The sequence below is a fragment of the Alistipes sp. DJF_B185 genome (assembly GCF_964250025.1).
Taxonomy (GTDB): domain Bacteria; phylum Bacteroidota; class Bacteroidia; order Bacteroidales; family Rikenellaceae; genus Alistipes; species Alistipes finegoldii.
Genome location: NZ_CAXUDY010000005.1, coordinates 128,035 through 153,700, shown reverse-complemented (window position 1 = coordinate 153,700; position 25,666 = coordinate 128,035). Strand labels below are relative to the sequence as shown.

Sequence of the window (25,666 nt, the reverse complement as noted above, 5' to 3'; positions counted from 1 at the left end):
GCCGCCGTTTTCTCTTTTTCCATATCTCTGTCTTATTCGTGAATCTCCCGCCAGCCGAGGATATTTTTAACGCTGATAAGGCGGCTCGTACCCTCAATAGTCCACAAATAGCCACCGGCATCACCGGCAGAAAGCCATGCTGTCGATATGCGGATCAGCCCGGAACCATACCATTTTACCTCCACAACCTTGTAATACTCCGGCAGCTCCTCTTTCGGGTCGTGCCAGCGCGTCAGCTCTGCATGTTCGGATTTTCCGAATTGGATAAGCCATTCAAGGGCTGAGAAGGTAGGAATACAGCATCCCACACACCCCCGGTCGCAATTCTTTCGATCTCCGCAATCTACGCAGATGTTTTTTTCGCAAAAGGCTTTTGCTCTTTCCTCAATCGTTTTCATTTCTTGGTCAGTTTTTGGATAAGATAATTCATGTAATAGCAGCTATGTTCGCCGCATTCAGTTGCCGTATTTGCGCAAGTATTGTCTTTGTAATTTCGAAAGAAGCAGACTTTTCTATGCGCCTCTATTGCTTTCTCGCGCATCCGCTCCTCGGCCTCCTGCTCGGCAAGTTCGACCGCATACAGGGCTACATCTACTCTCACGGCATAATATGGCAGGTCAAATTCTTCGCCCTCACAACCGACCTCTACTTTCCAGCTACCGTCCTCCAGTTCTTGTCTTGCTTTTTCGCTTTTCATAGGTTCAATTCATATCCGTTAGACAATATCCACTCAATACGGTTACAAAGGAGGTCGACAAGATCGAATTCGAGTTGCTCTCCAATGCACTGGTGCGTGTGGCTGTTTTCGTAGCGCAGGTTCCAACAGAAGTTATTGGACAGAGTTAAAGCGTAGTCATGATTCTGCCCAACTACGGCAGGAATATCCGGCGGCATCACTCCCAGCAGGTCGGCGACCGTGAAGGCAGGGGCGATAACCTCCATTTCCCGGCTCTCCATATCCAGCACGTAATCGTTTTTGATGTATCTCTTCCTGTACACCATGCTCGCCTTGTCCGCGGGCACCCCCAACTCGACCAGCCGCTTCGACTGCTCGATGCTCGTTACTTGGTCTTTCATCCTCTAAAGTTTTTAAATTCACAACTGTAAAAAACTGATTTCTTGTTACACCAATGCGCCAACCGTTTCTGCTCATTTGTCGGCTCGATGTTATTATCGAAATTCCGGTAAGGCTGGGCAAACGGGCAGACTTTCAGCTTGCGCAGGGCGTTGATTCGCTCTAATGATTCCTCGACATCTCGTATTAGGCAGTATACGAAAATGCGATATGGCTTGATGCCTCGGCGCCCTAACTCTTTGACACACTTTGTAACCGCCTCCAGTTGGGACATCCGGTCGCAGGCGAACCGAATATGCCGAATCCATTTCACCCGTGCCAGCAGGTCGAGGATGTAGGGATTATCGCACGCCCTCCGGGCGTCCAGCCCTTGATTGAAATCAACTGCGATTCCCATGCGGACGATTTCCTCGATCTGTTCCAGCCCAAAGTCCGATGCCAGCACATTGTTGTCGAGTAATACAGCCCGGCGTTTGTCGCCGATAAACTCCCGGAACGGAGACGCCGGCCGGATTCCTCCCTCTTTGTGCGGAACAATGCACCACGGACAGCGGTTCGGGCAGCCGCGGGTCAGAAAACCGTAGGCTTCGTTCACTCCGTACAGCGAATAATCCGGGCAAATATGCTCGATCTCCTCCGGCAACACCGTCGTATAGTCCCGGAATCCCGTCCCGCCCCGGATCACCTCGCAATGGTAGATGTCCGGACAATCGGGCGTGAAAGTGAAAACCTTCGACATGTAAACCCGGTCGTAACGACCGAACATCGGGTCGGCGAACTCTACCGAATCACCCTGCGATTTATGCCACGCTGACAGTTTCATCAGCGCGAGGTTCGGGAAGTTGTGACCGTCTATGTCAACCAAACCTATTCGCATAATCCGTATCTCAACATGTTTTCAAATATCCCCATCATCGGGGCCTTTACGATACTGTTCCCGGCCAGCTTGTACTGCTGCGTATCACTGATTCCCGCAGCTTGTATCTTGTTTATGTCGCCATCCGAAACATCCATCAGGCGGAAACATTCGCGGGGCGTAAGGCGGCGGAGGCGCCCCGCATAGTCCAACAGGTTGTTTTGCACCCACGCGCTGCCCGTAATCGTTCCGGGGATAGTCGATTCTCCGCCGTTGTTGAACCCGCGTCCCCGCATCAGAATTTTTGGTTCAAGGCCGCCGCCCGATTTCGTTTTTATCGTTGGGCTGATGCCAGTCGGATCGTATACCCGGTATTGTTGGCGGTTCCAATCCGTTTCCTTCGTTGCGTCGATCTGCATCACTTTGTCTGAAATAATCTTCCCGTTCCTGTTCCCGCCATATCTTGATGTCAAGCACATTGATACATCGCCGTCTATACTCGTGTATTTTCCGAATCCTTTTGCAGCAATTTTTAATGCTGCTTCACTCAAAAAGTATTTTTTATCAACAGTCGATTCAAGCACGTCTTTCAACCGCTTTCCCAGCCTGACCGGGTGCGGAAACTCGTACCAGTTGCCGTTAAGGACGGAAAGCATAAATACCCGTTCCCGGTTCTGCGGGACGCCGTAATCTTTGGCGTTGAGTACTTCCGTGTAATTGACATATCCCAGCGAACGCAGCCATGATTCCCATTTGAGAAACAGTGGGCGATATTTTTCCGATGCGAGGGCTTTCACATTCTCCATCAGCAGGAATTTCGGACGCTTGGACGCAATAGGCTGACGGCATGCCCACAACAAGGATGATCGGGTGTCTGAACCTTCATCGAAGCCCTTTTGTTTTCCGGCGATGCTGATGTCGGTACACGGAAACGAGTAGGTGAACAGGTCGAAGTCCGAAACGGCGTTCCAATCGATTTTCGTGATGTCGCCGTAATTTCGGCCGGCCAGCTCCGGGAACACTGCATCGTGAGCCTTAATCGCCCATTTGTCAATCTCCGACCAGCCCACGCACTCGTAGTCCGCGCCGATGTCCCGAAGAGCCATAAGCTGGCTGTCGTAGCCGGAAAAACTCGTGAAAACTCGTATCCTCATATTTATCGCTCTTTTTTTTTGTTGAGTGGACTCGTCTGCTGGGCACGGATATCGGATAATGTTATTTGCCCCATATCAGAATAATCTTTGACTTTGAATTGGTATTGCATAGTTGCACCACACGCATTCTTGCATGATAGTACCGCTGCCATTGACGATATTAGAGCGGATGTTGTTACGTTTCACCGGGAATTTGATTTTATGCCAATCATCATAGAGATAATCCATAAGCAGGCAGTCATATCCACTGACCATTGCGAACCCTTTTATTTGATGAAGTTTCCAAGCCAGCCGTTCGTGATCTGCATCCGTAAAGTCGAACAGGTAGTCTCCACCCTTGTGTTTACTCCCGCGGCTTTCCAAAGGATACGGTGGGTCGCAATAAAAAAATGCCCCCGGAAAGTCGAGCCTGTCGATTGCGGCAGAGAAGTCGCTGTTGATGATCTGGAAGTTGCGGCGGATTTCCTGCGCTACTTCATGAAGCTTCTCAACTCCGTTTTTCCATCGACTGACTGTCTCTCCACCCTGTGCGTTCACATGTTGTTTGGACATATGCCACCCTTTATTTTGTCGCTGAACTCCCAGTCCGAAGAACGACTGCCGCACACGGACATAGAACCGTCGAGCGCGTTCAAGGTCTGTGATTCCTTCAGCCCCCCCCCAGCATTTCCGGTATTCGAGTTCAGAACATGGTGTCAGTTCTAACATCCGGACGAGTTCATCTTCATGTTCGCGGAGCTGTTCGAAGAAGTTGGTTATTTCGCCGTTTATTTCGTTGGCTGTCCGAATGACATTGCCTCGGTAGTTCAAAGATACGACCATCGATCCCGCGAAGAGATCGACGAGGTGAGTGAACTTCGGTGGAAAATTCTCATAGAGATATTCTATAAAAGAAAATTTGCCACCGAAGTAGTTGAAGGCTATCTTTTTGCTATTGTTGCCGCTCATTGTTTTGGAAGGTTGTAGTGCCGACGTTCGGCGGCTGTTAATTCGGTCGTAAATTCAAAACCGTAGACCCACACGTAGGGATTTTTCTTCCATGTCCCCTCCCAGTATGTCAAATCAATAAGCGAAGCATAGGCATCGCGCCAGCTTTTACCTAAAACTGTTTCGAGGGCAGTACATTGAATGTTTGGAAGGCCAAAATTGCATTCCAGAGCATCGGAAAATATTCCGTCCTTTTTGCAACCTTCATCCGTAATATCCTGTAACCGTTCGCCATGCCGGGCTGTTATCCGAAGGAAGTAGCGGGCCATCCGCGCCGGCATGGATTGCTTATTTCGCCAGAATCCGGATTTGTCGAGGTATTCTCCATATCCGAGTTCTTGCAGGGCTTGAATGTCTGCCGGATCGTATTTGTAAAATACCCTGTCGGGGTCAATGTCGTCGATATATGGTTCTTTGATGTAGATGACTTCGCCGACCTTGTACCGGGGACGAACGAGATGGCGGCGAGCAAGAAGGTCTGCGCGACTACCATCTGGAAGGATGAAATCGCCGCGAGGATTGAGCAAATAATCGTCTGGCTGCGGGTCTGTCAGCCGGCGTGTTTCCGTCTTGTGCCGCGCAACGACTTCGCGCTGCAATTCTTCGAGAAAACCGATGCTTTTCATAGTTTCTTTCGGTTAAAATGTTCGATGATTTCGTCTTTCGTAGCTTTGTGGCACAGTTGCTTCGGTGCTACTGCTGCCATCCATTTCGCCCGGATATCGCTGGCCCGCGGTATCAGAACTTTGAACCAGTCGCCGGCCATAATCAGCCGTTCCCCGGTTTCAGTCTGTACGGTATCTTTCAGCCTGTCGAAGCGGATTACGGCGTGGGCGACGAACCATTGCTCGCGGTCGTTGTCACTGTTCACGGCCGCCAGTGCCTTGAACATTTCTATATTCTCGCCGCAGTTTATACATTCACGGGCCATAGCCTCTCGCTTTTGTTCTTCGGGAGGTGCCCAGAAGGATGGGTTTGAGTTAGCAATAGCAAAAGCAAGCAGGAGTCGAGGTTGGTCGCGGTTTAGTTGTTTTACCGGTCTACCAATATCTGCCATCCACTTACCGAGTTCTATTTGTTGCCGTACGGTAGGGATAAGCACCATACATGAGGTTTGAAAACTCATTGTTCCCCTCCTTTCTTTGCAAGTGCCGCCATAAGTTTTTTTGCATGCTCCACGGCCATAGTATAGGGGTCGCGGCATTCGGGTTTATTCACCAACTCCGGGAGTATCAGCGCCGCCGCAAAGCCTATAAATGCCTCGCTGTTCGGCGTTCCGATATTCGCCCACGGCCCGGCGGGCGCGTCATTGCGGAGCATCTGTCCGTCGCCCGTCAGCAACCAGAGCTTGTCGATTTCGGGGTAATGTTGGCAGATGCGGGTGGCTACATCGAGCGAGATTCCATTATTTCCCTTTTTGATCTGATAAAGGTTTTCACCGCGGGGCAAGCCGATGTGTCGTGCGAATGCATTAGCGGTCATTTTCGATTGTTGGATGACCATTTCGATGCGCTGCCAGTTAGTCGGGGTTTCTTTTTCCGCCTGATTCTGTTTTGATTTGTTGTTTTGCATAGGATTGATTATTAGATTATTAAAATGGTAGTTGTGTGGGGGTGAAAGGTTCCGGATCGTCCTGTTCGTCTGTATTGTCTGTGTAACTCCGCGAGGTGTCGAGGTCGATGCCGTAATTCTCGCAGATCATTTTGTAGTCGAAGAGCATGGCCGTTGTCGTTCGACCTGTGGCTGCATCTCCGGCCGGAACGAATCCCGTTGGGTTTTGGATGACTTTGAATCGTTCGGCCTTTTTGGTGCCGAGGAATTCCCGACTGTGCTCCAGATAGTATTTCAGCGAGTCGCGGGGTATCTTTTTGCTCTCGGAATCTCGGCTCTCTTTGGCGTAGAGCTGCGATATACGGAGGAATGATACGGATAGGTAGCGTGTCCCTTCCGGCAGTTCCAACAGTGTCTTGGACTCTTTGATTGGGATTCCCTTTTTTGTGGACGCTTTGATGTGATAGTCCACGCCAATCCATATTTTCCCGGATGATGCCAGAATATCGACTGTCTCCCAGAACCCGGCGAGTTCGTTGTTTTCATTGGTCTTGAGGTTTTGCGTTTCGCACATCTTTGTGACCATTGGGAGTATTTCAGCGTATGTAAAGGGTAGGGAAAGTAGGTGTTCGATGCTGCGGAAAGCCGCAGTAATTGACACCCAGTTCCTGAAGGTGCGATCCTCGATGATTTTGCCTGCGAATGCCGCGGAGAAGTCGGCGGCGGTTTCGTCGTACATGTGGCGGTAATTACTGCGGAACTGATTGCGTTGCTTGAGCAGCTCCCCGGTTAGGTGGGTCAGGCCGCGCTTTTCGATCAACTTGAGTTCGTTATATCTCTTTTTCTCGTCATCGGAAAAGGTTGTCTTGGAGAAGGTGAGAAATACCAGACGGGAGAAGAGGGCGATGTCTGCCGTCGGCATCTCCTGCCCGCTCAATATCACGCCGCAATCCACGGCCGTAGTTTCTCGCTTTTTGTCGTTGTCCATGTTCATGCGGGAGCGGCCGGCACCATCCCATAAGCCTTTCAGGAATTCCCGTTTCTCGATGTCGAGAGTGTTCTTGTACTCGTCGATGTGGACGATAGCATTTGATACCTCGGCCACGGCTTCGGCAAGTGCTGCTTTCGTCGTGTTGTTGATGTTCGGCGCTATATAGGACGGGATAAAAAACGATGTCAGTGAGTGGGCGAGTTCGGACTTTCCCGAACCTTTTGGCCCGAAGAGGTTCAGAATCGGGAATGACGTTGTGACATTCACGATGAGATCCCGGAAGAGTGACGCGATTAGGAAGCAGATTCCGATCTTTGCGTTGTCGCCGAACACCTCGATGAGTCGTGTCGCGTAGTCCTTGAGCGTTATGTCGTTGGTGATCGCATACACGAACCGGCGCTGAAATTGATAGCTTTGCGGGTCGTCTGCCGTATCTTTGGAACATCCCGGCAAATAGAAAAGCTGCCCGCGGACGTTCACCAAGCCGAAATCATTTGCTTTGACAAAGTGCCCCTCGTCCATTGCACCATTTCCCCATGCGTATATTTGGTGCCGTTTCTGCCATCCGAGCTGTTTGATTTCGTCGGCCGAGGGAGTCCCGTCGAACAGGTATTTTTTTAGTTTCGTCAGTTCGCCCTGTCCTGCTTCCCAGATGTAGTTGCCTTTCGATTCCGTACGGATGCGGAAGTCGGCAAACGATACGAGCGAACGCTGATCGAGTTTGATGACTGCTTCCTCTCCTTTGTCGTTCCGCATCCGGAACAGACGCCGGGCGTTCTGGTCGTCTTTGACATGGACGATCGGTTCGAGGATGAAGTTCGACCAGCGGACATCGGCATTTCCTCGTCCGGCACCGTAATAACTATTGTGTGAGATATAGAACCCGTATTCCGAAATCATGTCCTCGGAATAGCTTTCTTCCTTTTTTCGCTGCGCTCGTTCCCGTTCGAGTTGGATTTTTTGTAGCTCTGCCGTCCATATCTTGCGGTTCTTGTACTCACGCGCGAACATGTCCAGATACATGTTGACCGTACTTTCGTCGCGGCATAGAGCCAAGAGCTGACAAACTTCGGATATGACGGCGATCTGCTCGGTCTGGGAGTTCTTGCCTTCCATTTTGTGAGCGCAGAGCCACGGGATAAAGTCTGTTGTGGAATTGCTCAACAATTCTTCGTACCCCTTTGAATATTGCCGGAAATAATCGTCAGGGTCTTTATAGTTGTCTTTGATTTCCATGACCCGCACGGCCAGCCCTTCGCGGAGCATGGTTTCGGCGTTTTTGACAACGGCCTTCTGCCCGGCATCATCCATGTCTCCGATGATGATTACGGTGTCGGCGACCTTCTTTATGAGTTCGATCTGCTTTGGTGTGAGGGCAGTGCCGAGCGGGGCGACCGTATTGTCTACGCCGATCTGGTGCATGCGGATAGCGTCGGGATTCCCCTCGACGAGATTCATTGTGCGGACGGCCGCAGCCTGACGTGCCGACTCGAAGTATGCGAACAGATGCTCACCTTTTTTGTAGACCGCCGTGTCGCCCGTGTTGATGTATTTCGGGAGCTTTTTGGGGTTCTCCTTATCCATAAGACGACCGGAGAAGCCGACGATGTTTCCTGTCCGGTCGCGTATGGTGAACATCAGCCGCCCGCGGAAAGTATCGTACAGGGAGCCGTCGCGTTCGCTTCGGCGGACGAGGTCAGCGTCGATCAGTAGTTGCTCCTTGTACCCTTTTTGTGTGGCATATTCGCGGAATCCGCCTTTGTACGGGGCGAAGCCGATCAGCATATTGTCGATCGTCTCCTCTTTGAACCCTCGCTCCTTTGTTGCGTATTTTTGGGCTGGGAGTGATTGCTTGTAACTTTCCCGAAAGTATTCGAGGGCGACCTGATTGATTTCGAAAATGCGAGAGCGGCGGAACCGGGCCTCTTTTTGCTCTGGAGTCAGCTCCTCGGCCTTATATTCGATGTTGAGTTTTTTTGCCAAATACTCCACCGCTTCGGGGAACGTCATGTTGTAGAGCATCATCACGAAAGATATGGCATTGCCTTTCGCACTACATCCGAAGCAGGTGAAGATTCCCTTTACCGGGGACACTTTGAACGAAGGTGTCTTTTCCTTGTGAAAGGGACAGCAGCATTCGTAATTGACGCCGGCCCTCTTCAGACTTACTCCTTCGCCCCCGATTATAGAGACGATGTCTTTGGATAGTATTTGGTCTATGACGTATTCAGGTATCATTTGCGCGGTGTTTCTGGCGGGACTTTCCCCCTTTGGGAAATCCCCCCCCCGATTTGGTTATAAAGATTCGATGTGTTCGACGATTATGCCGGCCCTGTCGTACTGTTGCTGGAAATCTTCTTTGATTCGCGGGCGTTTTTCCTCTTGTATGCCTTCATACAGACCGCAGCGGTACATTGTGAGCGCGCGGCGTATCGTTTCTAACAGCTCTTTGTCGAGATCCATTATGGCGTAGTGTTCCCGATTGTCTTTGTCGCAATACATGGCTACCAGAGTTTGAGGATGAGCGCTACGGCGACGATTGTGTTCAGGATAAAACAGATGAGGGTGGGGATCAGTCCTTGCCGGTCATCTGCACGGGCTTGCAACAGTGATTTTGCAATGTAGAGCAGAATGAGGAAGTCGAGAAAACCCGTTATACAGGCGAGGATAATCAATATGATAGTTTGCATGGTTATGTCGTTTAAAATGTTACGTTGATTTGGTACTTCTCGGCGATGAATTTTGCCAACGCCTCACGCTTGGACAGCGGGATTTGCCGGGCGCCGCACCCGTAGGCGTTGAAAGTCGAGGTCGCAACAAAGAGCATCTTTGCGCCTACTGTCCGGAGTTCTTCCCGACTGTGGATGTCCAGCCCCCGCCAGAACTCGATGAATGTCTTGGTTTGTTCCATATATTTTTTAAATTTTTGATTCGGTGGAAAAAGAGGGCGGCGAAAATCTAATCGCCAGATTAAAAGTTGGCCGCCCTCTGCGTCCGGTACTATCTCACGACAGAATGCGGACGCGGTCAGGACTCCGATGCCCTATAGTCAGGGACAGACTTTCGGCGGCCGATGTCATGCGCCGCATCTTTTCGATGTCTGTCCCGTTGTAGATGTCTAACAGACGACTGCCTACCATCAGGCGGCTTTCCTCTGTGTCGAGGTTCACGATCAGCCTCACGTTGTTGGGGTAGGTCTGAATCATCTTGGTTTCTTTCCCCCGCAGGTAGCGGGTTTCGCATTGCGGCATACTGTACGCCGGGGTTGCAGTTGATTTTCTGTTTTGCATAGGATTGTGTTTGAAATGGTGGAAAATTTCTCTACATTTGTTATTAACATTGTTATTTACAAATGCAAATATCAGTAATTATTAGGATTAATCCAAATAAAACCTAATAATTTTTACACTTAAAAATTAGCCTCAATGTATAGTATTGATATTAGGGAATTTAGACGTGCAAATAAAATGACGCAACAAGAACTTGCAGACTATTTTGGCGTCGTTCAGGGGTTTATCTCCAATATGGAAAATGGGCGTGAAAAAGTGCCCGACAAATACATTAGTAAAATATTAGGTGATCCGAATGTCGATTCTTCAATGGTGAAAGTGGTAGCACCGGAGAACGAGGTGAAGATGCCTCGTGAAGTATTCGATAAATTTTCCCTGCTGCTCGAAACTATTAGTTCCCAGCAGGGGACGATTGCGGATCAGCAGAAGGTGAATGCGGAACAGGGGCGGTTGATTGCTGATATGTACCAGAAAATCGACCGCCTGACATCATTGGGGAGTCGCACTGCCCGCACGGAAGACGATGCCGGATGTGCCGCTGCAAAATAGTTCTCTTTGGTCTCCAGACGATAGTCATCCCCAAATATTAAAAGTATGAAGAAAATTATCTTATTGGTGGTGTTGCTGTATGCATCATCCTGTGCTGTTCAATACAATGAAGCATATTATATGGCTGATTTTAGGCCCTATACAGAAGAGGGCTTTATTATTTCCCCTCTGTCATCGTATGCCGCACCTTATAAACCTTTGGCTACCATTTGCATAGAATTTACTCCCGGTTACGATCGAACCTATGTTAACGAAAAAATAGTAGAGAGTAAGGTAAATGACGATATGTACTTATCGGCAAATGGAAAAAAGCAGCAATGGCGGTGTCCGACGCAGGACGAAATGCTGAAGAAGTTGGTAGATTATGCAAAATCGATAGGTGCAAATGGACTGTTAGACTATCGTTTTGAGGCTGTTCGCCCTGTAAAATCAAATTTTAATCAGGTGCTTTATTATAGATTAACTGCCTTTGCAATAAGTATATAAAATGTGTTGTTCCGGGACAGATTCGGGACAAAAATGCTGTCGAGTGACCCCCGACCAAAATGTAAAGTGTTGATATTCACGGCCACAAAAAAGCGGGAAAAGGATACTTCAAATCCTCCTCCCGCTACCAAAGGGGTCGGATTGAAAAATCCGACCCCTGTTTTTTTGTAAACCGACGGCGAATAATGCAGGCTGGCGGTGATCTACAAGCCGTGCGCTTTGATAATCCTCCGGAACATGCTTTTCACGACGAGCGTGTGGAATGGGTGGATCAGGTTGAAATAGAAGAATCCCAGCCGGTTGTGGTATCGGACCAAGGTGCTCAGGTGGATTTCGTGCGCTTCGGCGTAAACCGAGAGGTAGGCTTTCAGGTGTTTGTCGTCGAGTGAAATTACCGTTTCATTGTCGGTTTTGCCGACGACCGACATCATGCGGTAATCCCTGCCGCTGCGGATTGCCTTTTCCAGCTGTTTCGCATCGCCGTTGTCGGTTTGCAGTCCGAACGGTCTGACCAGCGCGTTGCGCAGTTTGAACAGCGTGTTTACCCATCCGGGCATCGTCGTCCAGAATGCCGTCATCAGGTCGTCGGGCGAGATTTTGCGCCGGCAGGTCATGCCGTATGTGAAGCAGTCGTGGTAATCACCCGGCAGACAGGGTGTCAGCAGCGACCGGGGCGGAATGTCGGTCTTGTGAATTTTCATGTCGTTGTGTTGAAGTTGCGTTTGGTTTCAACAAGATACGCAAAAAAAACGGTACGAACTGCCGTCGGGTCGCAAACTCCGGCGCGTAATTTGCCGGGGAAGGTGTAACGTCAAATTCCAAAAGTTATGAAAGAGGATACGAAAACGACCTGCACGCCTTGCGAGCAGAATTTCGAACGCAAGGTCGATGAACTGGTGAAGGAGGGCAAGGCCCCGACCGCCAGAGAGCGTGAAGAGAAGGAAGCCGAAGTGGAAGCGGCTTTCTCCGACCGCGGGAAAGAGAAAAAGTAACGCCGCCGGGTGTGTATGCAAAGAGCCTGCTACTTGTGAGGTAGCAGGCTCTTTTATGCATATATCCGTGTTATTGCTGCTTCTTGTAGGCTTCGACGCCGCTGCGCAGGAATTGCACAAAGTTTTCGACGTTGAGGTCGTATCCGCGCGGCGGCACGAGCGTTTTCCCGTCGCGGCCCTGCAGTACGTAGTAGGGCTGGGCGTTGACGCCGTAGGTTTTCAGCGCATAGTAGGAGTTGATCTTGCCGAGACTTTTGAGCACTTTGCCCGAATCGGTGGTCACCCATTCGCTTTCGGGCAGGACTTTCTTGTCGTCGGAGTAGAGCGCCGCGATCACGTAATCCCGGCGCAGGATATCCAGCACCTGTGGATCGGACCAAACGCGGGCTTCCATTTCGCGGCAGTTTACGCAGCCGTGGCCCGTGAAGTCGATGAATAGCGGCTTGTCGACTTTCGCGGCGTATGCTTCGGCCTCCTGCAGATCGAAGAATCCTTCGAGTCCGTGCGGCAGGTGCAGGAAGTCGCTGTGCTTGGGTTTTTTGCCGTCTGCGGTCAGCAGCATGCCCGGTTCGCCCGACGCTGCGGCTGAGCCGACCTGTCCGATGACGAAGTCCTGCGTATGCAGGGGCGGCAGGTAGCCCGAAAGTCCCTTGAGGGGCGCTCCCCACATGCCGGGAATCAGGTAGACGACGAACGAGAAGGTGATGATCGCCAGCGCCAGCCGTCCTACGCCGAGGTAGGGCATGTCGCTGTCGTGTGCGAATTTGATTTTTCCGAGCAGGTAAAGTCCCAGCAGCGAGAAGGTCACGATCCATACGGCCAGGTAGATCTCGCGGTCGAGCAGTCCCCAATGATAGGTCTGGTCGGCGACCGAAAGGAACTTCATGCCCAGGGCGACTTCGATGAAGCCCAGCACGACCTTCACCGAGTTGAGCCAACCGCCGCTCTTGGGCAGTTTCTTGAGCATCGAGGGGAAGAAAGCGAAGATCGTAAACGGCAGGGCGAATGCCACCGAGAATGCGAGCATCGTGACGATCGGACTCCAGAATTCGCCCGAAGTCGACTTGATGAGTACCGAGCCGACGATCGGTCCCGTGCAGGAAAACGACACCAGCACGAGCGTCAGGGCCATGAAGAAGATGCCGGCCAAGCCTTTCGAGTCGGCTTTCGCATCGGTTTTGTTCACCATCCACGAGGGCATCGTGATTTCGAAAGCCCCGAAGAACGAAGCGGCGAAGACCATGAATACCAGGAAGAAGAGGATGTTCGGGAGCCAGTGCGTCGCCAGCCAGTTAAAAATGTCGGCCGTCACGGTGTCGCCGCCCAGGATGCGCGTAATGATGATGATGGCCGCGATCGGGAGCGTGTAGAGCGCGATGATGAAGAATCCGTACATGGCGGCGCGGAAGCGGCCGCGTGCGGGACCTCCTTCGCCCTTCATGAAGAACGAAACTGTCATCGGAACCATCGGGAACACGCAGGGGGTCAGCAGGGCTGCAAAGCCCCAGAGGATGGCTTCGATAATCAGCGCCCAAAGCGTACCGCTTCCTGCGGCGTCCTGCTGCGCCGGGACGATCTCCGCGGCAGTTGTCTCGGCCGTGCCGGAGGCCGTATCCGCGGCGGCTTCCGCCGGGGTGTCTTTGGCGGAGGAGTCGTTATTCGGGGAGACGGCTGCAGTACTGTTAGCTGCAGCCGAGCCGGGGCGTGCGGTCAGCTCGACCGTCAGTTCCGTGTCGTCGGGGGGCATGCAGCTTACCTCGTCGCAGATCATCCATTCGATTGCGGCCTTGACGGTGGCTTTGGCCGCGGCGAGTTTTACCTGCTGGGCGAAGCGGGCCTTGCCGGCGAAGGTGCCGATCTCCATCTCGAATGTCTTGTCGTAATGGCGTTCCGGCGTCGAAAGCTGTTCCACGCCGCCTTCGAGCGTTACGCCGTCGCCCGGCGTAAAGACGATGGCCGTAGCGTTGGGGCCGCCTTCGTAGGGTCCCATGTCGTACATATGGTAGGGGGCGGGAATCGACGCTTCGAGAACGATCCGGTAGACATCGCCTTCGAGGTGCTCCACGGAGCTTTTCCAGCTGACGTTCTGAGCCGTGGCCGCCGTGAAAGCGAACAGCGCGGCAACCGGCAGTAAAAGTGTGCGAAACAGTTTGTACATAGTCGTGGCGCATTATAATTTGTGCAAAGATAGGTGTTTTTTGCGGATAAATTGCTACATTCGCACGATGATTCGCCTGTCGCTCATAATCCCCACGCACAATAGGTCCGAACGGCTTATCGCCGCGCTCGAATCGGTCATACGGCAGGATCTGCCCGCCGCCGACTGGGAGTGCGTGGTCGTGAGCAACAATTCGACGGACGACACCGTCGCGCGGTTCGGGGATTTTGCGGCCCGTTATCCCGGCCTGAACCTGCGCCTCGTGACGGAGGACGGTCCGGGCGTCTCCTATGCCCGCAACCGGGGCATTGCCGAGACTTCGGCCCCGCTGCTGGTTTTCATCGACGACGACGAGCGTATCAATCCGGGATTCCTGCGCGCCTATGCCGACTTTTTCGATGCGCATCCCGACGCTGTCGTGGCTGGGGGGCGCATTATCGCCGAGTATGTGACGGGACGTCCCGCGTGGCTCTCGAAATATACCGAGATGCCGATCGCCAATCCGATGGATTTCGGCGACGCCGTGCGGCCGTTTCCTGCCGGCCGGGTGCCGGGCGGCGGCAACATGGCGTTCCGGCGTTCGGCGGCCCTGCGCTACGGGGGCTTCGACCCTTCGCTGGGGCGTGTCGGACGGATGTTGATCGGGGGTGAGGAGAACGATTTCTTCGAACGCCTGATGCGCGGCGGCGAGACCTGCTGGTATGTGCCCGGTGCGGTTATGTGGCATATCATTCCGCCCGAAAAACTGACCGAATCCTATTTCCGCCGCCTTTGTTACAACGTCGGCGTGAGCCAGCGTCTGCGGGCGGGCATGTATCGCCGCTATCCGAAGACGCTTCTGTTCGAGTGCCTGAAATGGGGCGCGACGCTGCTGCTGTCGCTTACGATGCCGCCCCGCAAGTCGCTTTGGCTGATCCGGATGCGCTATGAGATCAGCCGGGGGCTTCTCTCCGATCCGCAATGAAAAACCGCAGTCCGGAGACTGCGGTTCTGTCTGTCTTGCGATCTTCTCTTTAGAAAAGATACTTTTCGTTTTTGACCTTGTTCACGAGCCGGGAGATGTCCTCCCACGCTTCTTCGCCGAATGTCGTGCCGACGACCTCGATGACCTTGCCCGCCGTGATGGCCCCGATCGTGCCGCACTGGCGCAGCGAAAGTCCGTCGCAGAGTCCCGAAAGGAATCCCGCGGCGTAGAAGTCGCCCGCACCCGTCGTGTCCACGCGTTTGGCCGCGGCCATGATGCCTACATGCACCACTTCGTCGCCCTGCTTGATCATGGCACCCTTGATGCCGATCTTCACCACGGCCAGCTCGCACATTTCAGAAATTACCTGCAGGGCGTTCAGCGGTTCGGCTTCGCAGGTGAAGGTCTTGGCTTCGTCCTCGTTGGCGAAAACGATGTCCACGTAGTCGCGGACCAGACCGCGCAGGAATTCGAGATTCTCGGCCACGATGTTGAAGCTGGCCAGATCGACGGCGACTTTCAGCCCGCACTCCTTGGCCGTCTTGGCGGCTTTGAGAATCAGGTCGTGGTTCTGCACCAGATAGCCCTCGACGTAGAGACAGTCGTAATGGTCGAAAATCGACGTTTCGATCTCTTCGGCCGTCAGTTCGAGCGCGGCGCCCAGATGGGTGACCATCGTGCGTTCGCCGTCGGGCGAGATGAGCGACACGCATTTGCCCGAACGCTCCGTGCCCCGGAAGATGACCGGTTCCACACCCAAGTTTTCGAGCGCCTGCACGAAGAAGTCGCCCGTCGTATCCTGTCCGACCTTGCCGATGAACCCGACATCGCAGCCCAGTTTGGCCATGGCGCGGATGGTGTTGCCCGCCGAGCCGCCGAGTGACAGCGAGTAGGGCAGTCCTGCCACGGATTTCGAAATTTCGGTCTGCAGGGTGGTGTCCACGAGGCTCATGGAGCCTTTGGCGAGTTTGAAGCGACTCAGCACGGAGTCGGATTTCAGATTGACCAGCATGTCCGTCAGGGCATTGCCGATGCCTATAACACGTTTCATTCGGTAAGTTCGGGATTGCGTTTTGGATTATATGGAGAGTATCTTGACCAGTTCGAGGTCCTTGCGGTCGATGCCCTTGTCGTGCTTCACGGCTTTGGCGAAGGGGACGTAGACGATCTTGCCGTTCATCGTGCCGATCATCACGTTGCGCTGTCCGTCGAGAAGCGCTTCGATGGCGGCTTCGCCCATGCGCGAGGCGAGGATGCGGTCTACGGCCGTCGGCGATCCGCCGCGCTGGATATGGCCCAGAATCGTGACGCGCGCGTCGTACTGCGGGAACTCCTTCTTGACACGTTCGGCCAGCGCCGTGGCGCCGCCCGTCTTCGGGTTCTCGGCCACGATGACGATCGCCGAGTTCTTGCTCTTGCGGAAGCCGTGGTTGATGAGTTCGGCCAGCTGGTCCACTTCGGTTTCCATTTCGGGTATGATCGCCGCTTCGGAACCCGTGGCGATGGCGCTGTTCATCGCCAGATAACCCGCCGTGTGGCCCATCACCTCGACGAAGAAGAGCCGCTCGTGGCTCGACGCCGTGTCGCGGAGTTTATCGACCGCTTCGACGATCGTATTGAGCGCCGTGTCGTAGCCGATCGTCGAGTCGGTGCCGCCCAGATCGTTGTCGATGGTGCCGGGAAGTCCCACGATCGGCACGTTGTATTCCTCGGCGAAGATGCCGGCGCCCGTGAGCGAACCGTCGCCGCCGATGACCACCAGCGCGTCGATGCCGGCCGCCACCATGTTGTCGTATGCCGCCTTGCGGCCTTCGGTCGTGGTGAATTCCTGACTGCGGGCCGTCTTGAGGATCGTACCGCCCAATTGGATGATGTTGCTTACGCTTTGGGATTTGAACGACACGATCTCGTTGAATACGAGACCTTTGTATCCGCGCATGATGCCCTTGACGGCGAAGCCGTTATAGATTGCGCTGCGGGTTACCGCGCGTATGGCGGCGTTCATTCCCGGAGCGTCGCCGCCCGAAGTCAGAATACCGATACATTTGATTCCAGCCATAGTTTTTCGTTTAGAAAACAAAATCGCTCAAAGGTAGTAATTATTTCAATTTTTTCAAAAAACGAGGGCGGTTCCCGGAGGATCCGCCCTGCGTTTCGAAAAAACTTTTTATTTTACCTAACGCCTGTGGCCTTTATTCGGTCTGCTCTGCGGGGACTCGTCCGGCGTCCGGCTGTCGGACCGAATCCGGTTTTGCGGATTCGGTTTTGTCGTCTCCCGTCTGCACTTTCACCCGTTTGCCGTTGGCTTTCACCTCCAGTCCGGCCTTCTCCCTGTCGATCGTAATGTCGATCGACTGGTTCGGGACGCTGATATGCAGCGTTTTGCGGCCGTCCTCGATGACGTTCTGGCTGTCGTACTCCTCCAGCAGCCGCTCGACCGTCGTGGTGTCGTTGTCGATGATTATCTCGCTGTTGAGCATCCGTTCGATAACGCTGTGTCTGGTCCGGATACGGTCGCCGACGTTCTCGCGGATGGCGATACAGGTGCAGGCGATGATGCCGGCGAGCCACAACAGGAAGATTACCAGTATGGTCTTGCCTCCGGGCTTGCGCGAAGCGATGAGGCACATCAGTACGTAAATGAGCAGTATTACCAGTATCAGTACAATAAGTATGCCGAGCGCGGGAACCCACAGCGTCATGCCCAGCGGGAAGAACGGAATGGAGATGCTGGCGCCGCCGATGATGAGCGCGAAGAGTCCGATAATCAGCGCGCAGGCCGCCATGATGAGTCCGAATACGAGCACTCCGGCGAAGAGCTTGAGGAGGATGAGCACCACCTTGCCGAATACCGATACGGCTTCGGCGACGATGGGTTTGGCCTTGGCGTCGGGATCGCAGCTCGCGCTGGCTTCGGTGGTTTCGCGGATCGACTGCGCCGTGATCTTCTCGCCGTTCATTTCGAGTTTCTGGCGCGCCGTGCGGGGAGCCGGAACGGCGAACCACATGATGATGTAGCAGATGACGAAGATGCCGAACAGGTTGCCCATCATCGGACCGGTCCAGCGCATGAAGGGAATCCACTGGAAGACGGTGAGCAGTATCGGCAGGAACATGGCCAGCCGTATCCAGACCGGATCGACGTCGAAATACTTGCCGATGCCGGCGCAGACGCCGCCCAGCTTGGCGTTTTCGGTGTCGCGGTAGAGACGGCGCGGGATGCGCGGCTCTTCGGGGCTTCGTCCCGGCTCCTCTTCGGAGATGTCCTCGGCGGTGCCCATTTGCCGGATGATGTTCAGAATCAGGGGCTTCTCGACCACACGGGTGCTGTCCTGAGCCGAGAGGATCAGTTCGGCGATGCGGGCTTCGATGTCGGCGACGATCTCGGCTCCGTCGGGAGTCTCCTTGTAGGTCTTTTTCAGGCTTTCGAGATAGGCTTCCAGCTCCTGATAAGCGTCGGTATCCATCGTGAACGCCACGCCCGAAATGCTGCATTTCTTAACCTCTTTCATGGTTGCTCGGTTTAGGGGTTAGTTGCGGCCGACGCTGCCGCCGCTCGACTTGTTGATGCTGGTCCGGCAGTCGCCGCTGTAGCGGATCGAACTGCCGCTCGATGCGTCGGCGTGCAGACGCTCCGTGCAGTTTACGACGGCTTTCGCCGCGCTCGAAGTGTTTACCGAGCACTCGGCGGCGACGAAGTCTCCGGCTGAAAGCTTCGAGGCCGAGCTGAGGTCGGCGGTGCACTTCGCGGCCGAGCCTTTCAGCGTGATTTTCGATGCGCTCGAAGCTTCCACGCTGCAGGAGACCGCTTCTACCGAAGCGTTGATTTTCGATGCGCTCGATGCGGCTACGGCGCAGGATTGGGCCTTGACCGAAACGTCGATCTTGGCGGCGCTCGATGCGTCCATGGCGAATTTGTCGGCGTTCAGCACCACGTCGCCCGAAATTTTCGCGGCGCTCGATGCGTCGAGGGCGCGGATGCTGCCGTTGGCCGGAACCGTCACGGTGACGTCGGCGTTCGAGAGGTTGTTTATCGACTTGTCGATCGTCGCGGTGAGCCGGCCGCCGTTGGCTTCGACTACGACGTAATCCATAACGTTGTCGTCGGCGGCGATGATGATTTTGCCGGAGGTCTTGTCGGTGATGACGACCTTGACGGCGCGTGCGGCGTCGATGCGGTCGAAGGCCGGGGCCTCGATGGTGCGTGTGACGATGTTGCCGCTGCCTTTAAGCCCTTTGCCGAAGAAGACGGACGGTGCTGCGATGCAGACGAAATAGACCGTTACGGAGAGCATGGCGCCCAGCAGGACTGCGATCAGGAGTATCTTTTTCATGGTTGTGATTTTTTGAGGTTTTTTATTGTTTGCCGTGACGAATGATGCGGATCTGCCCTACGAGTTCGTCCCATGCCTCGTCGAGCGTCGTGAGGTATTCGCGCCCCTTTTCGGTGAGCGTGTAGTACTTGCGGGGAGGTCCCTGCGGAGACTCTTCCCAGCGGTAGGTCAGAAGCCCTGCGTTCTTCTGCCGCGTGAGGATCGGGTAGAGCGTACCCTCGACTACGATCATCTCGGCCTGCTTGAGTTCGGCGATGATCTTCGGAGCGTATGAATCTTCGCGGGAGAGAATGGCGAGGATGCAGTACTCCAGAATTCCTTTGCGCATCTGCGCTTTTACGTTGTCTTCGGCCATTGTGCTATTCGGTTAATCGCTTCGGAGCCTTCGGCACGATCAGCCAGAGGATGATGTAGACCCAGATCGAAAGGCCGCCGAAGAGTATGAGGATCAGTGTTGCTATGCGTATGAGCGATACGTCGAGACCGAAGAATTCGGCCAGTCCGCCGCAGACACCTGCGATGATGCCGTCGGGAGTGCGCAGCAGTCTCTTGGTGTTGTTCGTTGTCATGGTTTTATCGGTTTTTGTTGTGAATGCTGAATTTGCGTGCGGGTTCTTCCGGAATGACGATCCAGAGAATGATGTAGGCCCAGATCGAGAGTCCGCCGAAAAGTATCAGGAACAGGGTGATCAGGCGCAGGACGGTCGTATCGGCATGGAAGAATTCGGCCAGTCCGCCGCAGATGCCGGCGATCGAACGGTCCGTGCGCGAGCGGAACAGTTTACGGGGTTCCGGTTCGGGCTGTTCCTCCTGCGGGGCGCTGCCGCGGCGTTCGCCGAAGTCGGCGGGCGATCCCATGCGGTTCATGGTCTGGCGGACCGTGTCGAGGGTGATGACCCGCATCGGCGACGAAACGATCTCGCGGAAAATCTCAGCGATGCGCGCTTCGATGTCGCCCATGGTCTCGGTATCGTATTCGGGCAGGCGGCTGCGGATATCTTCGAGATAGTTTCTCAGTACGCGGTAGGCGTCTTCGTCGAGCGTGAAGGCTTGCGAACCGATGTTTACGTTTACTGTCTCTTTCATAGTCGTAGAAGCTGATTTAGGGTTAATGTGTCCGGGTTACTACTACTTTGGTACTGCAAATATAATACAGTTTTTAGTATTATGCAATACAAAGTACTATATTTTCTTAAAAGATGCGATTTTTTTTCGGATACCTATAATATAGAATCACCGGTTGCTGCGGAAGAAAGGAGGTGTTGCAGGAAAAAATTGCGATATTTGATGATCCGATGTTGCGTTTCGCCCGTCGGTTTCGTCTTACAGATACAATGGAGGAATTCGAATTCACCCGATATGTCGTGCCGCTGCGCGATCGTATGTTCCGCTACGCGCAGAGTCTGCTGCTCTGCGCCGACGAGGCGGAAGACGTGACGCACGACCTCTTGGAGCGGTTGTGGCGGGAGCGTGATCGGCTCGACGGCTGCCGCGACGTCGCTTCCTTCGTGATGGTCGCGGTGCGTAACTGCTGTTACGACCGGTTCCGCAGCCGGCAGGCCGGCGAGCGGCGCGACAATGCGGTCGCGGGGTGGGCCGAACGTTCGACGACGGGCGATGCGGAGGGCTGGGAGGCGCGCGATCTGGTGCGACGCGCGATGGCCTGCCTGCCCGAACGGCAGCGCGAGGTGCTCCACCTGAAGGATATCGAGGGGTATCCGACCCGCGAAATCGCCGAGATAGCGGCGTGCGACGAAGCGCAGGTGCGCGTGATTCTCTCCCGCGCCCGCAACGGACTGAGAGAGGTACTGAAAAAAATGATGGACGATGAAAGAGCAGGACGAAAGAATTGAGCGGCTGCTGGAGCGCTATTTCGATGCGCGGACGACCGAAGCCGAAGAGCGCGAACTGCGCGACTATTTCCGGTACGTGGATGAGATTCCCGCATCCCTGCGTTATGCGTGGACGATGTTCGGCGGATTGGACGCTCTGGCCGAAGAGCGGTATCCCGTAGAGGGCGGCGCGCAAACCGGTCCGGCTGTCCGTCCGGCGGAAAGGATGCGGCGTTATGAAACGCGTTCCGCAGCCGGGCGCGGGGCGCGGGGCGGCCGGAAACTCCGTCCCCTCTGGGGCGTGGCTGCCGCTGCGGCGGTGGTGCTGGGCGTGTTTTTCTATGCCGAATATCTGCGCAAGCCCTATTGCTATATCGACGGTGTGGCGATTTACGACAAGGAGGCTGCCATGCAGGCGACGGTTTACCTGCAGGGACTCTCGGATTTCGGCGATCAGGTCCGCATGGTGGATGAACTGATAATAAACGAATAAAACGATACGGGTATGAAAAAACTGTTTGTTTGTACGGGAGCGCTGCTCCTGCTGGCGGTTTCGCCTGCTGTGGCGCAGTTCTTTGTTTCGCTCGCTCCGGCCCATGAAGTCGCTGCGGCGCAGAAAGCCGATTCGGCCTGTTTCCGCCGGGCCGACGGAAAACCGGTTGCCATCGAGACCGTGGAGCGCGATTCGACGGGAATCGATACGCTCCGGCGGATTGATACGGTGGACAGCGATCTGATCCGGCTGCGCGACGGCGGCCATGACGGCAACATGATCCTCGAAGTGGCGGGTTTCGGACTTACGCTGGGACATACGCCGATGCAACGAATGGAGCTGAAAAAGCCCCGCGTCTGGTTCAACGCGTTCAGTAGTGTCGAATTGGGATTCACGCAGTTGGTCGGCGTCGATTATTCGGGGTATGCGTCCGGGGACAAGGGCTTTCTGGATCAGCGGCTGGGGTCTTCGTTCCATTTCAGTTTTTCGGCGGTGCAGCTCCGGCTGGCGCTCAACCGGAGCCGTTCGCTCTGCTTGGGGGTGGGCATGCAGTACACGCTCGACAATTACCGGCTCTCCGACAATACCGTCACGCTCGGCAACGACGGAGGACGTATCGTTCCGGTCGCGCTGGACGAACCCGCCGGCAAGTCGAAAGCCGTCACCTCCTCGCTCGGCATTCCCGTCCGGCTGACTTACACTCCGGCGAAACACCTTCGGATTACAGCCGTCGCCTATTCCGACTTCCTCTTGGGCGCCGACGCGATTTATAAGAAACCGAAGGAGAAAAACAGCCTGTCCGGATTCCGGGCCTATCAGTTCGGGGTCGGTCTCAGTGTCAGCTATCGCGGTTTCGGGTTCTTCACCCGTTACGGCGTGACTCCGCTGTTCAAACAGCATGCGGGACCCGACTGCCATGCCTTCTCGTTCGGTGTCGGACTCATGCTCTGATTGCAACCTAATACATGTCGATTATGAAACGATTGCTGTTGATTCTGATTCTGCTCCTTCCGCAGCTGCTTGCCGCGCAGAGCGCCGACCGGAGTGCCGTGCAGAGCGTTGACCGGACTGCCGCGCAGACTGCCGACCGGATACCGGCCAATTCGGCCGGCCGCCGTACCGGCCGTGAATATGCCATCCGAACCGTGGACCGCGATTCGCTGGGGCTCGACACCCTGCGGCGGCTCGATGCGATGGGCGGCGACCTGATGACGCTGCGCGGAGACGGGTGCGAGGGGAGTGTGGTACTCGAAGTGGCCGGTTTCGGCCTGACGCTGGGCCGTGCGCCGGAGACGGATTCGCAGGCGGATCTGGTCATGAAGTCCGGGCGTGTGAAACTCTACTTTTTTAACAGCGGCGAATTCGGCTTTACGAAGCTCGTCGGCGTCGATTACGGCAGCTATGCCCCCGAAGAGAAAGGGTTTTTGGATCAGAAACTGGGGAATTCGTTCCACTGCGCCGCTTCGGTGATGCAGGTGCAGGTCGCCCTGAACAAGAGCCGGACGCTCTACTTCGCCACCGATCTGCGGTTCGCCGTCGACAACTACCGGCTTGCGAATGCCGGAATCCGCTTGGGCTACGAAAAGGGCCGTCTGCTGCCCGTGGCGCTGGACGAACCCGCCGACAAATCGAAATTCGTCACTTCGTCGCTGGGAATTCCGCTCCGGCTTATCTACAAGCCGTTCAAACATTTTCAGGCCTCGGTGATCGCCTATTCCGATTTCGGAATAGAGCTGACGTCGCTCCACAAGAAACCGCGCGTGGAGTACGAGCTGTCGGGACTGCGAACCTATCAGTTCGGTGTAGGAGGAACGGTTTCCTATTACGGCATCGGCATCTTCGCCAGCTACGGCGTGACCCCGCTGTTCAAGAAGCATGCGGGACCGGAGTGCCATACGTTCAGTTTCGGCATCTCGCTGCTCATGTAACCAAATACGAACGGACATGAAACGACTATTATTGATTTTGATACTGCTCCTTCCTCGGCTGGCTGCGGCCCAGAGCAATTCCGTAGACGACTTTTTCAGCCGTTATGCCGCCGCCGAAGGCTTTACGAGCGTGCAGCTGGAACAGAAGATGATGCAGCTGATGAGCCGTCAGGCCGCGGAACGGGGCGACAAGGGGCTTGCCGTACTGCTGAAGGACATTCAGTATATCCGCATCATCGCTCTGAAAGAGGGTGACGGCGGTCGGTTCGTCCGGGATGCCGAGGCGGCCGTTGCCGCCGACCGGAAGTTTCAGCCCGTCACTTCCGGCTCGGAGAACGGGCAGACCACGAAGTTCTATATCCGTGAAACCGCGCTGTCGGTCAAATCGGAACTGGTGATGATAACTTACGGTGCGAAGGAGACGGTCGTGGTGAATATCTTCGGGGTGTTCGATCTCCGGCAGGTCGCCCGCCTTTCGACGATTCGCCCTAAATAAGGGCCGGATTCGGAAAATTCGGGCGGCTTCATCAAGCGGTCGCCGGTATGAAAAGTAGATGCGCCACGGATTCCGTGGCGTATTTTTTTTCTGTATTCTGTGCCGGATTTCGGCGTTGTATGGACGATGCTTGTTGCTGTCTGATGAGCGGCATTTGCTGCATGCGAATCCTGCGGAAGCCGGCGCGGCTCCCGTGCTGTTGCAGGGCCGGTGTCTGCGTCGTTGCGGACGGAATCCCGGAGGCTACTCCGGGGATTTTTCACTCTCCGCCCGGATCGTGTCGGTAGCCCTCCTCGTCGTAGACGGGGCGGTCGTTCTCCCCATCTTCGTGCGCCGCGTCCGGAATCCGGTCGTCGAGCGGGATTTCCGTCTCCAACAGCTCTTCGTCGATCAGGTTTTCGTCGCGTTCGCCGCCTGCGAATCCGTTGTTCTCCGTGGAGATGACGGTGCGGTCGTTGGGAAATTCTACGATGTCCATGCTTTTGTCGTTTTGGTTTTTCGCGTTTCGTCGCAAGAACGATACCGTTGCTGCGGAACTGTGCGGAAGAAAAGCATGGGCTGCCGTCGTTTCGGGTATTCGCCGGGACGCTCCGCGGCTGCGGCCGGAAATAGTGCCGGGAGAATAGTGTCCGGAGAGGGATCGGGGTGAATGACTGAGGAGAGTTGCCGGCGGTGAGTTGCCGGGGATGAAGGGGCGGGGGCATGATCAAGCGTCTGCGTTCCGGGGCATGAAAAAGGGCGGGAATATGCTTCCCGCCCTTCTCCGGATTGTTCCGGCACTTTTATTAGTCTTCGAACTTCGCGGAAAGGAACTCGCGGTTCAGGCGCGCGATGTGCGCGATCGAAATCGACTTGGGGCACTCGGCTTGGCAGGCACCCGTGTTGGTGCAGTTGCCGAAGCCCAGCTCGTCCATCTTGGCGACCATCGCCTTGGCGCGGCGTGCACCCTCCACACGGCCCTGCGGCAGTTTGGCGAGCGACGATACGCGGGCGGCGACGAAGAGCATCGCCGAACCGTTCTTGCAGGTTGCCGCGCAGGCGCCGCAGCCGATGCAGGCGGCAGCGTCCATCGACTCTTCGGCGTCGGCCTGCGCGATCGGAATCGCATTGGCGTCGGGCACCGAGTTGGTACGTACCGAGATGAAACCGCCGGCCTGAAGAATCTGGTCGTAAGCCGAGCGGTTCACGACGAGGTCCTTGATGACGGGGAACGCCGCCGAGCGCCACGGCTCGATGGTGATCGTTGCGCCGTCCTTGAACTTGCGCATGTAAATCTGGCAGGTGGTAGCCGCCTGACCGGGACCGTGGGCGTGACCGTCGATGTGCAGCGAGCACATGCCGCAGATACCCTCGCGGCAGTCGTGGTCGAACGCTACGGGCTCCTTGCCCTCGTGGATCAGGTTGTTGTTCAAGATGTCGAGCATCTCAAGAAACGAGGTGTCTGCCGAGATATTCTCGACTTTGTACGTCTCGAAACCGCCCTTGGTCTTAGCGTCCTTTTGACGCCATATCTTTAATGTAAAATTCATA

At 55.0% G+C, this 25,666-nt stretch carries 34 protein-coding genes; 9 read left to right on the top strand and 25 right to left on the bottom strand.

Annotated elements, in window-relative coordinates:
- Nucleotides 1–32: 32 nt before the first annotated feature.
- From ACESTR_RS08510 to ACESTR_RS08445, 14 genes are all read right to left on the bottom strand, one after another.
- On the bottom strand, nt 33–398 hold the full coding sequence (locus tag ACESTR_RS08510; RefSeq protein ID WP_256128736.1) for a hypothetical protein: 366 nt from the start codon (nt 396–398) through the stop codon (nt 33–35).
- Nucleotides 395–697 carry a hypothetical protein gene (locus ACESTR_RS08505; RefSeq protein WP_256128737.1) on the bottom strand — a complete coding sequence of 101 codons (303 nt, stop codon included), beginning with the start codon at nt 695–697 and terminating at the stop codon, nt 395–397. The genes ACESTR_RS08510 and ACESTR_RS08505 overlap by 4 nt, the downstream gene beginning before the upstream one ends.
- A complete protein-coding gene (locus ACESTR_RS08500) occupies nt 694–1,077 on the bottom strand; it encodes a hypothetical protein (RefSeq protein ID WP_256128738.1) in 384 nt (127 codons plus the stop codon). Before ACESTR_RS08500 ends, ACESTR_RS08505 begins: the two co-directional genes overlap by 4 nt.
- Nucleotides 1,074–1,952, bottom strand: coding sequence for a radical SAM protein (locus ACESTR_RS08495; protein WP_305140654.1), 879 nt, complete (start codon nt 1,950–1,952; stop codon nt 1,074–1,076). The genes ACESTR_RS08500 and ACESTR_RS08495 overlap by 4 nt, the downstream gene beginning before the upstream one ends.
- Nucleotides 1,943–3,085 (bottom strand): DNA (cytosine-5-)-methyltransferase, encoded by a 1,143-nt coding sequence (gene dcm / locus ACESTR_RS08490; RefSeq protein ID WP_256128740.1) that lies wholly within the window; start codon nt 3,083–3,085, stop codon nt 1,943–1,945. The genes ACESTR_RS08495 and dcm overlap by 10 nt, the downstream gene beginning before the upstream one ends.
- A gap of 75 nt (nt 3,086–3,160) precedes the next feature.
- Nucleotides 3,161–4,033 (bottom strand): DNA adenine methylase, encoded by an 873-nt coding sequence (locus ACESTR_RS08485; RefSeq protein ID WP_256128741.1) that lies wholly within the window; start codon nt 4,031–4,033, stop codon nt 3,161–3,163.
- On the bottom strand, nt 4,030–4,698 hold the full coding sequence (locus ACESTR_RS08480; protein ID WP_256128742.1) for a hypothetical protein: 669 nt from the start codon (nt 4,696–4,698) through the stop codon (nt 4,030–4,032). Before ACESTR_RS08480 ends, ACESTR_RS08485 begins: the two co-directional genes overlap by 4 nt.
- Nucleotides 4,695–5,129: a hypothetical protein gene (locus ACESTR_RS08475; RefSeq protein ID WP_256128743.1), complete on the bottom strand. Its 435-nt coding sequence runs from the start codon at nt 5,127–5,129 to the stop codon at nt 4,695–4,697. The genes ACESTR_RS08480 and ACESTR_RS08475 overlap by 4 nt, the downstream gene beginning before the upstream one ends.
- Nucleotides 5,130–5,194: 65 nt before the next feature.
- Nucleotides 5,195–5,644 (bottom strand): helix-turn-helix domain-containing protein, encoded by a 450-nt coding sequence (locus ACESTR_RS08470; protein ID WP_256128744.1) that lies wholly within the window; start codon nt 5,642–5,644, stop codon nt 5,195–5,197.
- Nucleotides 5,645–5,663: 19 nt separating this feature from the next.
- The gene (dnaG, locus tag ACESTR_RS08465; protein ID WP_256128745.1) at nt 5,664–8,852 is read right to left on the bottom strand and encodes a DNA primase; all 3,189 of its coding nucleotides are present in this window, start codon (nt 8,850–8,852) and stop codon (nt 5,664–5,666) included.
- A 57-nt stretch (nt 8,853–8,909) separates the two neighbouring features.
- Nucleotides 8,910–9,077 carry a hypothetical protein gene (locus ACESTR_RS08460; RefSeq protein ID WP_229126742.1) on the bottom strand — a complete coding sequence of 56 codons (168 nt, stop codon included), beginning with the start codon at nt 9,075–9,077 and terminating at the stop codon, nt 8,910–8,912.
- Between the two features lie 41 nt (nt 9,078–9,118).
- Nucleotides 9,119–9,304, bottom strand: a complete 186-nt coding sequence (locus tag ACESTR_RS08455) for a hypothetical protein (RefSeq protein WP_009597458.1) — start codon at nt 9,302–9,304, stop codon at nt 9,119–9,121.
- Nucleotides 9,305–9,315: 11 nt separating this feature from the next.
- Nucleotides 9,316–9,525 carry a hypothetical protein gene (locus ACESTR_RS08450; RefSeq protein ID WP_009597432.1) on the bottom strand — a complete coding sequence of 70 codons (210 nt, stop codon included), beginning with the start codon at nt 9,523–9,525 and terminating at the stop codon, nt 9,316–9,318.
- A 94-nt stretch (nt 9,526–9,619) separates the two neighbouring features.
- On the bottom strand, nt 9,620–9,865 hold the full coding sequence (locus tag ACESTR_RS08445; RefSeq protein WP_305140653.1) for a hypothetical protein: 246 nt from the start codon (nt 9,863–9,865) through the stop codon (nt 9,620–9,622).
- Nucleotides 9,866–10,039: 174 nt separating this feature from the next.
- Between ACESTR_RS08445 and ACESTR_RS08440 the strand changes: the two genes are divergently transcribed.
- Nucleotides 10,040–10,453 (top strand): helix-turn-helix domain-containing protein, encoded by a 414-nt coding sequence (locus tag ACESTR_RS08440; protein WP_256128747.1) that lies wholly within the window; start codon nt 10,040–10,042, stop codon nt 10,451–10,453.
- Between the two features lie 45 nt (nt 10,454–10,498).
- The gene (locus ACESTR_RS08435) at nt 10,499–10,939 is read left to right on the top strand and encodes a hypothetical protein (protein ID WP_009597445.1); all 441 of its coding nucleotides are present in this window, start codon (nt 10,499–10,501) and stop codon (nt 10,937–10,939) included.
- Nucleotides 10,940–11,142: 203 nt separating this feature from the next.
- Here the strand turns inward: ACESTR_RS08435 and ACESTR_RS08430 are convergent, their stop codons facing one another.
- On the bottom strand, nt 11,143–11,640 hold the full coding sequence (locus ACESTR_RS08430) for a DUF2867 domain-containing protein (protein WP_009597468.1): 498 nt from the start codon (nt 11,638–11,640) through the stop codon (nt 11,143–11,145).
- A gap of 126 nt (nt 11,641–11,766) precedes the next feature.
- Here ACESTR_RS08430 and ACESTR_RS08425 point away from each other — a divergent pair, with 126 nt between their 5' ends.
- On the top strand, nt 11,767–11,931 hold the full coding sequence (locus ACESTR_RS08425; protein ID WP_014775849.1) for a hypothetical protein: 165 nt from the start codon (nt 11,767–11,769) through the stop codon (nt 11,929–11,931).
- A gap of 70 nt (nt 11,932–12,001) precedes the next feature.
- On the opposite strand, the gene ACESTR_RS08420 is transcribed toward ACESTR_RS08425, so the two are convergent.
- On the bottom strand, nt 12,002–14,089 hold the full coding sequence (locus ACESTR_RS08420; protein WP_279064260.1) for a protein-disulfide reductase DsbD family protein: 2,088 nt from the start codon (nt 14,087–14,089) through the stop codon (nt 12,002–12,004).
- A 67-nt stretch (nt 14,090–14,156) separates the two neighbouring features.
- Between ACESTR_RS08420 and ACESTR_RS08415 the strand changes: the two genes are divergently transcribed.
- Nucleotides 14,157–15,053: a glycosyltransferase family 2 protein gene (locus ACESTR_RS08415; RefSeq protein WP_237958733.1), complete on the top strand. Its 897-nt coding sequence runs from the start codon at nt 14,157–14,159 to the stop codon at nt 15,051–15,053.
- A gap of 49 nt (nt 15,054–15,102) precedes the next feature.
- Here ACESTR_RS08415 and ACESTR_RS08410 read toward each other — a convergent pair whose 3' ends face one another.
- The 7 genes from ACESTR_RS08410 to ACESTR_RS08380 all read right to left on the bottom strand — a co-directional run bounded on the left by ACESTR_RS08410 (nt 15,103) and on the right by ACESTR_RS08380 (nt 20,473).
- Nucleotides 15,103–16,104: an adenosine kinase gene (locus tag ACESTR_RS08410; RefSeq protein ID WP_009597464.1), complete on the bottom strand. Its 1,002-nt coding sequence runs from the start codon at nt 16,102–16,104 to the stop codon at nt 15,103–15,105.
- Nucleotides 16,105–16,131: 27 nt separating this feature from the next.
- Nucleotides 16,132–17,112 (bottom strand): 6-phosphofructokinase, encoded by a 981-nt coding sequence (gene pfkA, locus ACESTR_RS08405; protein WP_009597478.1) that lies wholly within the window; start codon nt 17,110–17,112, stop codon nt 16,132–16,134.
- A gap of 133 nt (nt 17,113–17,245) precedes the next feature.
- A complete protein-coding gene (locus ACESTR_RS08400) occupies nt 17,246–18,565 on the bottom strand; it encodes a PspC domain-containing protein (RefSeq protein WP_009597440.1) in 1,320 nt (439 codons plus the stop codon).
- A gap of 18 nt (nt 18,566–18,583) precedes the next feature.
- On the bottom strand, nt 18,584–19,387 hold the full coding sequence (locus tag ACESTR_RS08395) for a head GIN domain-containing protein (protein WP_149880994.1): 804 nt from the start codon (nt 19,385–19,387) through the stop codon (nt 18,584–18,586).
- Nucleotides 19,388–19,409: 22 nt separating this feature from the next.
- Nucleotides 19,410–19,742 (bottom strand): PadR family transcriptional regulator, encoded by a 333-nt coding sequence (locus ACESTR_RS08390; protein WP_009597447.1) that lies wholly within the window; start codon nt 19,740–19,742, stop codon nt 19,410–19,412.
- 4 nt (nt 19,743–19,746) lie between these two features.
- Nucleotides 19,747–19,956 carry a PspC domain-containing protein gene (locus ACESTR_RS08385; protein WP_009597438.1) on the bottom strand — a complete coding sequence of 70 codons (210 nt, stop codon included), beginning with the start codon at nt 19,954–19,956 and terminating at the stop codon, nt 19,747–19,749.
- 4 nt (nt 19,957–19,960) lie between these two features.
- Nucleotides 19,961–20,473 carry a PspC domain-containing protein gene (locus ACESTR_RS08380; RefSeq protein WP_009597431.1) on the bottom strand — a complete coding sequence of 171 codons (513 nt, stop codon included), beginning with the start codon at nt 20,471–20,473 and terminating at the stop codon, nt 19,961–19,963.
- A 248-nt stretch (nt 20,474–20,721) separates the two neighbouring features.
- Between ACESTR_RS08380 and ACESTR_RS08375 the strand changes: the two genes are divergently transcribed.
- Genes ACESTR_RS08375 through ACESTR_RS08355 form a run of 5 tightly spaced genes read left to right on the top strand, consistent with a single transcriptional unit; the run spans nt 20,722 to nt 24,136 of the window.
- Complete coding sequence (locus tag ACESTR_RS08375; protein WP_022043911.1) at nt 20,722–21,240, top strand: RNA polymerase sigma factor; 519 nt, start codon at nt 20,722–20,724, stop codon at nt 21,238–21,240.
- Entirely contained in the window at nt 21,215–21,712 is a 498-nt protein-coding gene (locus ACESTR_RS08370) for a hypothetical protein (protein WP_130062460.1), read from the top strand. The genes ACESTR_RS08375 and ACESTR_RS08370 overlap by 26 nt, the downstream gene beginning before the upstream one ends.
- A 12-nt stretch (nt 21,713–21,724) precedes the next feature.
- The gene (locus ACESTR_RS08365) at nt 21,725–22,663 is read left to right on the top strand and encodes a hypothetical protein (RefSeq protein WP_278975046.1); all 939 of its coding nucleotides are present in this window, start codon (nt 21,725–21,727) and stop codon (nt 22,661–22,663) included.
- Nucleotides 22,664–22,686: 23 nt separating this feature from the next.
- Nucleotides 22,687–23,640 carry a hypothetical protein gene (locus ACESTR_RS08360; RefSeq protein WP_278975049.1) on the top strand — a complete coding sequence of 318 codons (954 nt, stop codon included), beginning with the start codon at nt 22,687–22,689 and terminating at the stop codon, nt 23,638–23,640.
- 16 nt (nt 23,641–23,656) lie between these two features.
- The gene (locus tag ACESTR_RS08355; RefSeq protein WP_014775858.1) at nt 23,657–24,136 is read left to right on the top strand and encodes a DUF4252 domain-containing protein; all 480 of its coding nucleotides are present in this window, start codon (nt 23,657–23,659) and stop codon (nt 24,134–24,136) included.
- 259 nt (nt 24,137–24,395) lie between these two features.
- Here ACESTR_RS08355 and ACESTR_RS08350 read toward each other — a convergent pair whose 3' ends face one another.
- Both ACESTR_RS08350 and ACESTR_RS08345 read right to left on the bottom strand, forming a co-directional pair.
- Complete coding sequence (locus tag ACESTR_RS08350) at nt 24,396–24,614, bottom strand: hypothetical protein (protein ID WP_022043907.1); 219 nt, start codon at nt 24,612–24,614, stop codon at nt 24,396–24,398.
- A gap of 307 nt (nt 24,615–24,921) precedes the next feature.
- Nucleotides 24,922–25,665 (bottom strand): succinate dehydrogenase/fumarate reductase iron-sulfur subunit, encoded by a 744-nt coding sequence (locus tag ACESTR_RS08345; protein ID WP_014775860.1) that lies wholly within the window; start codon nt 25,663–25,665, stop codon nt 24,922–24,924.
- Nucleotide 25,666: the final 1 nt, after the last annotated feature.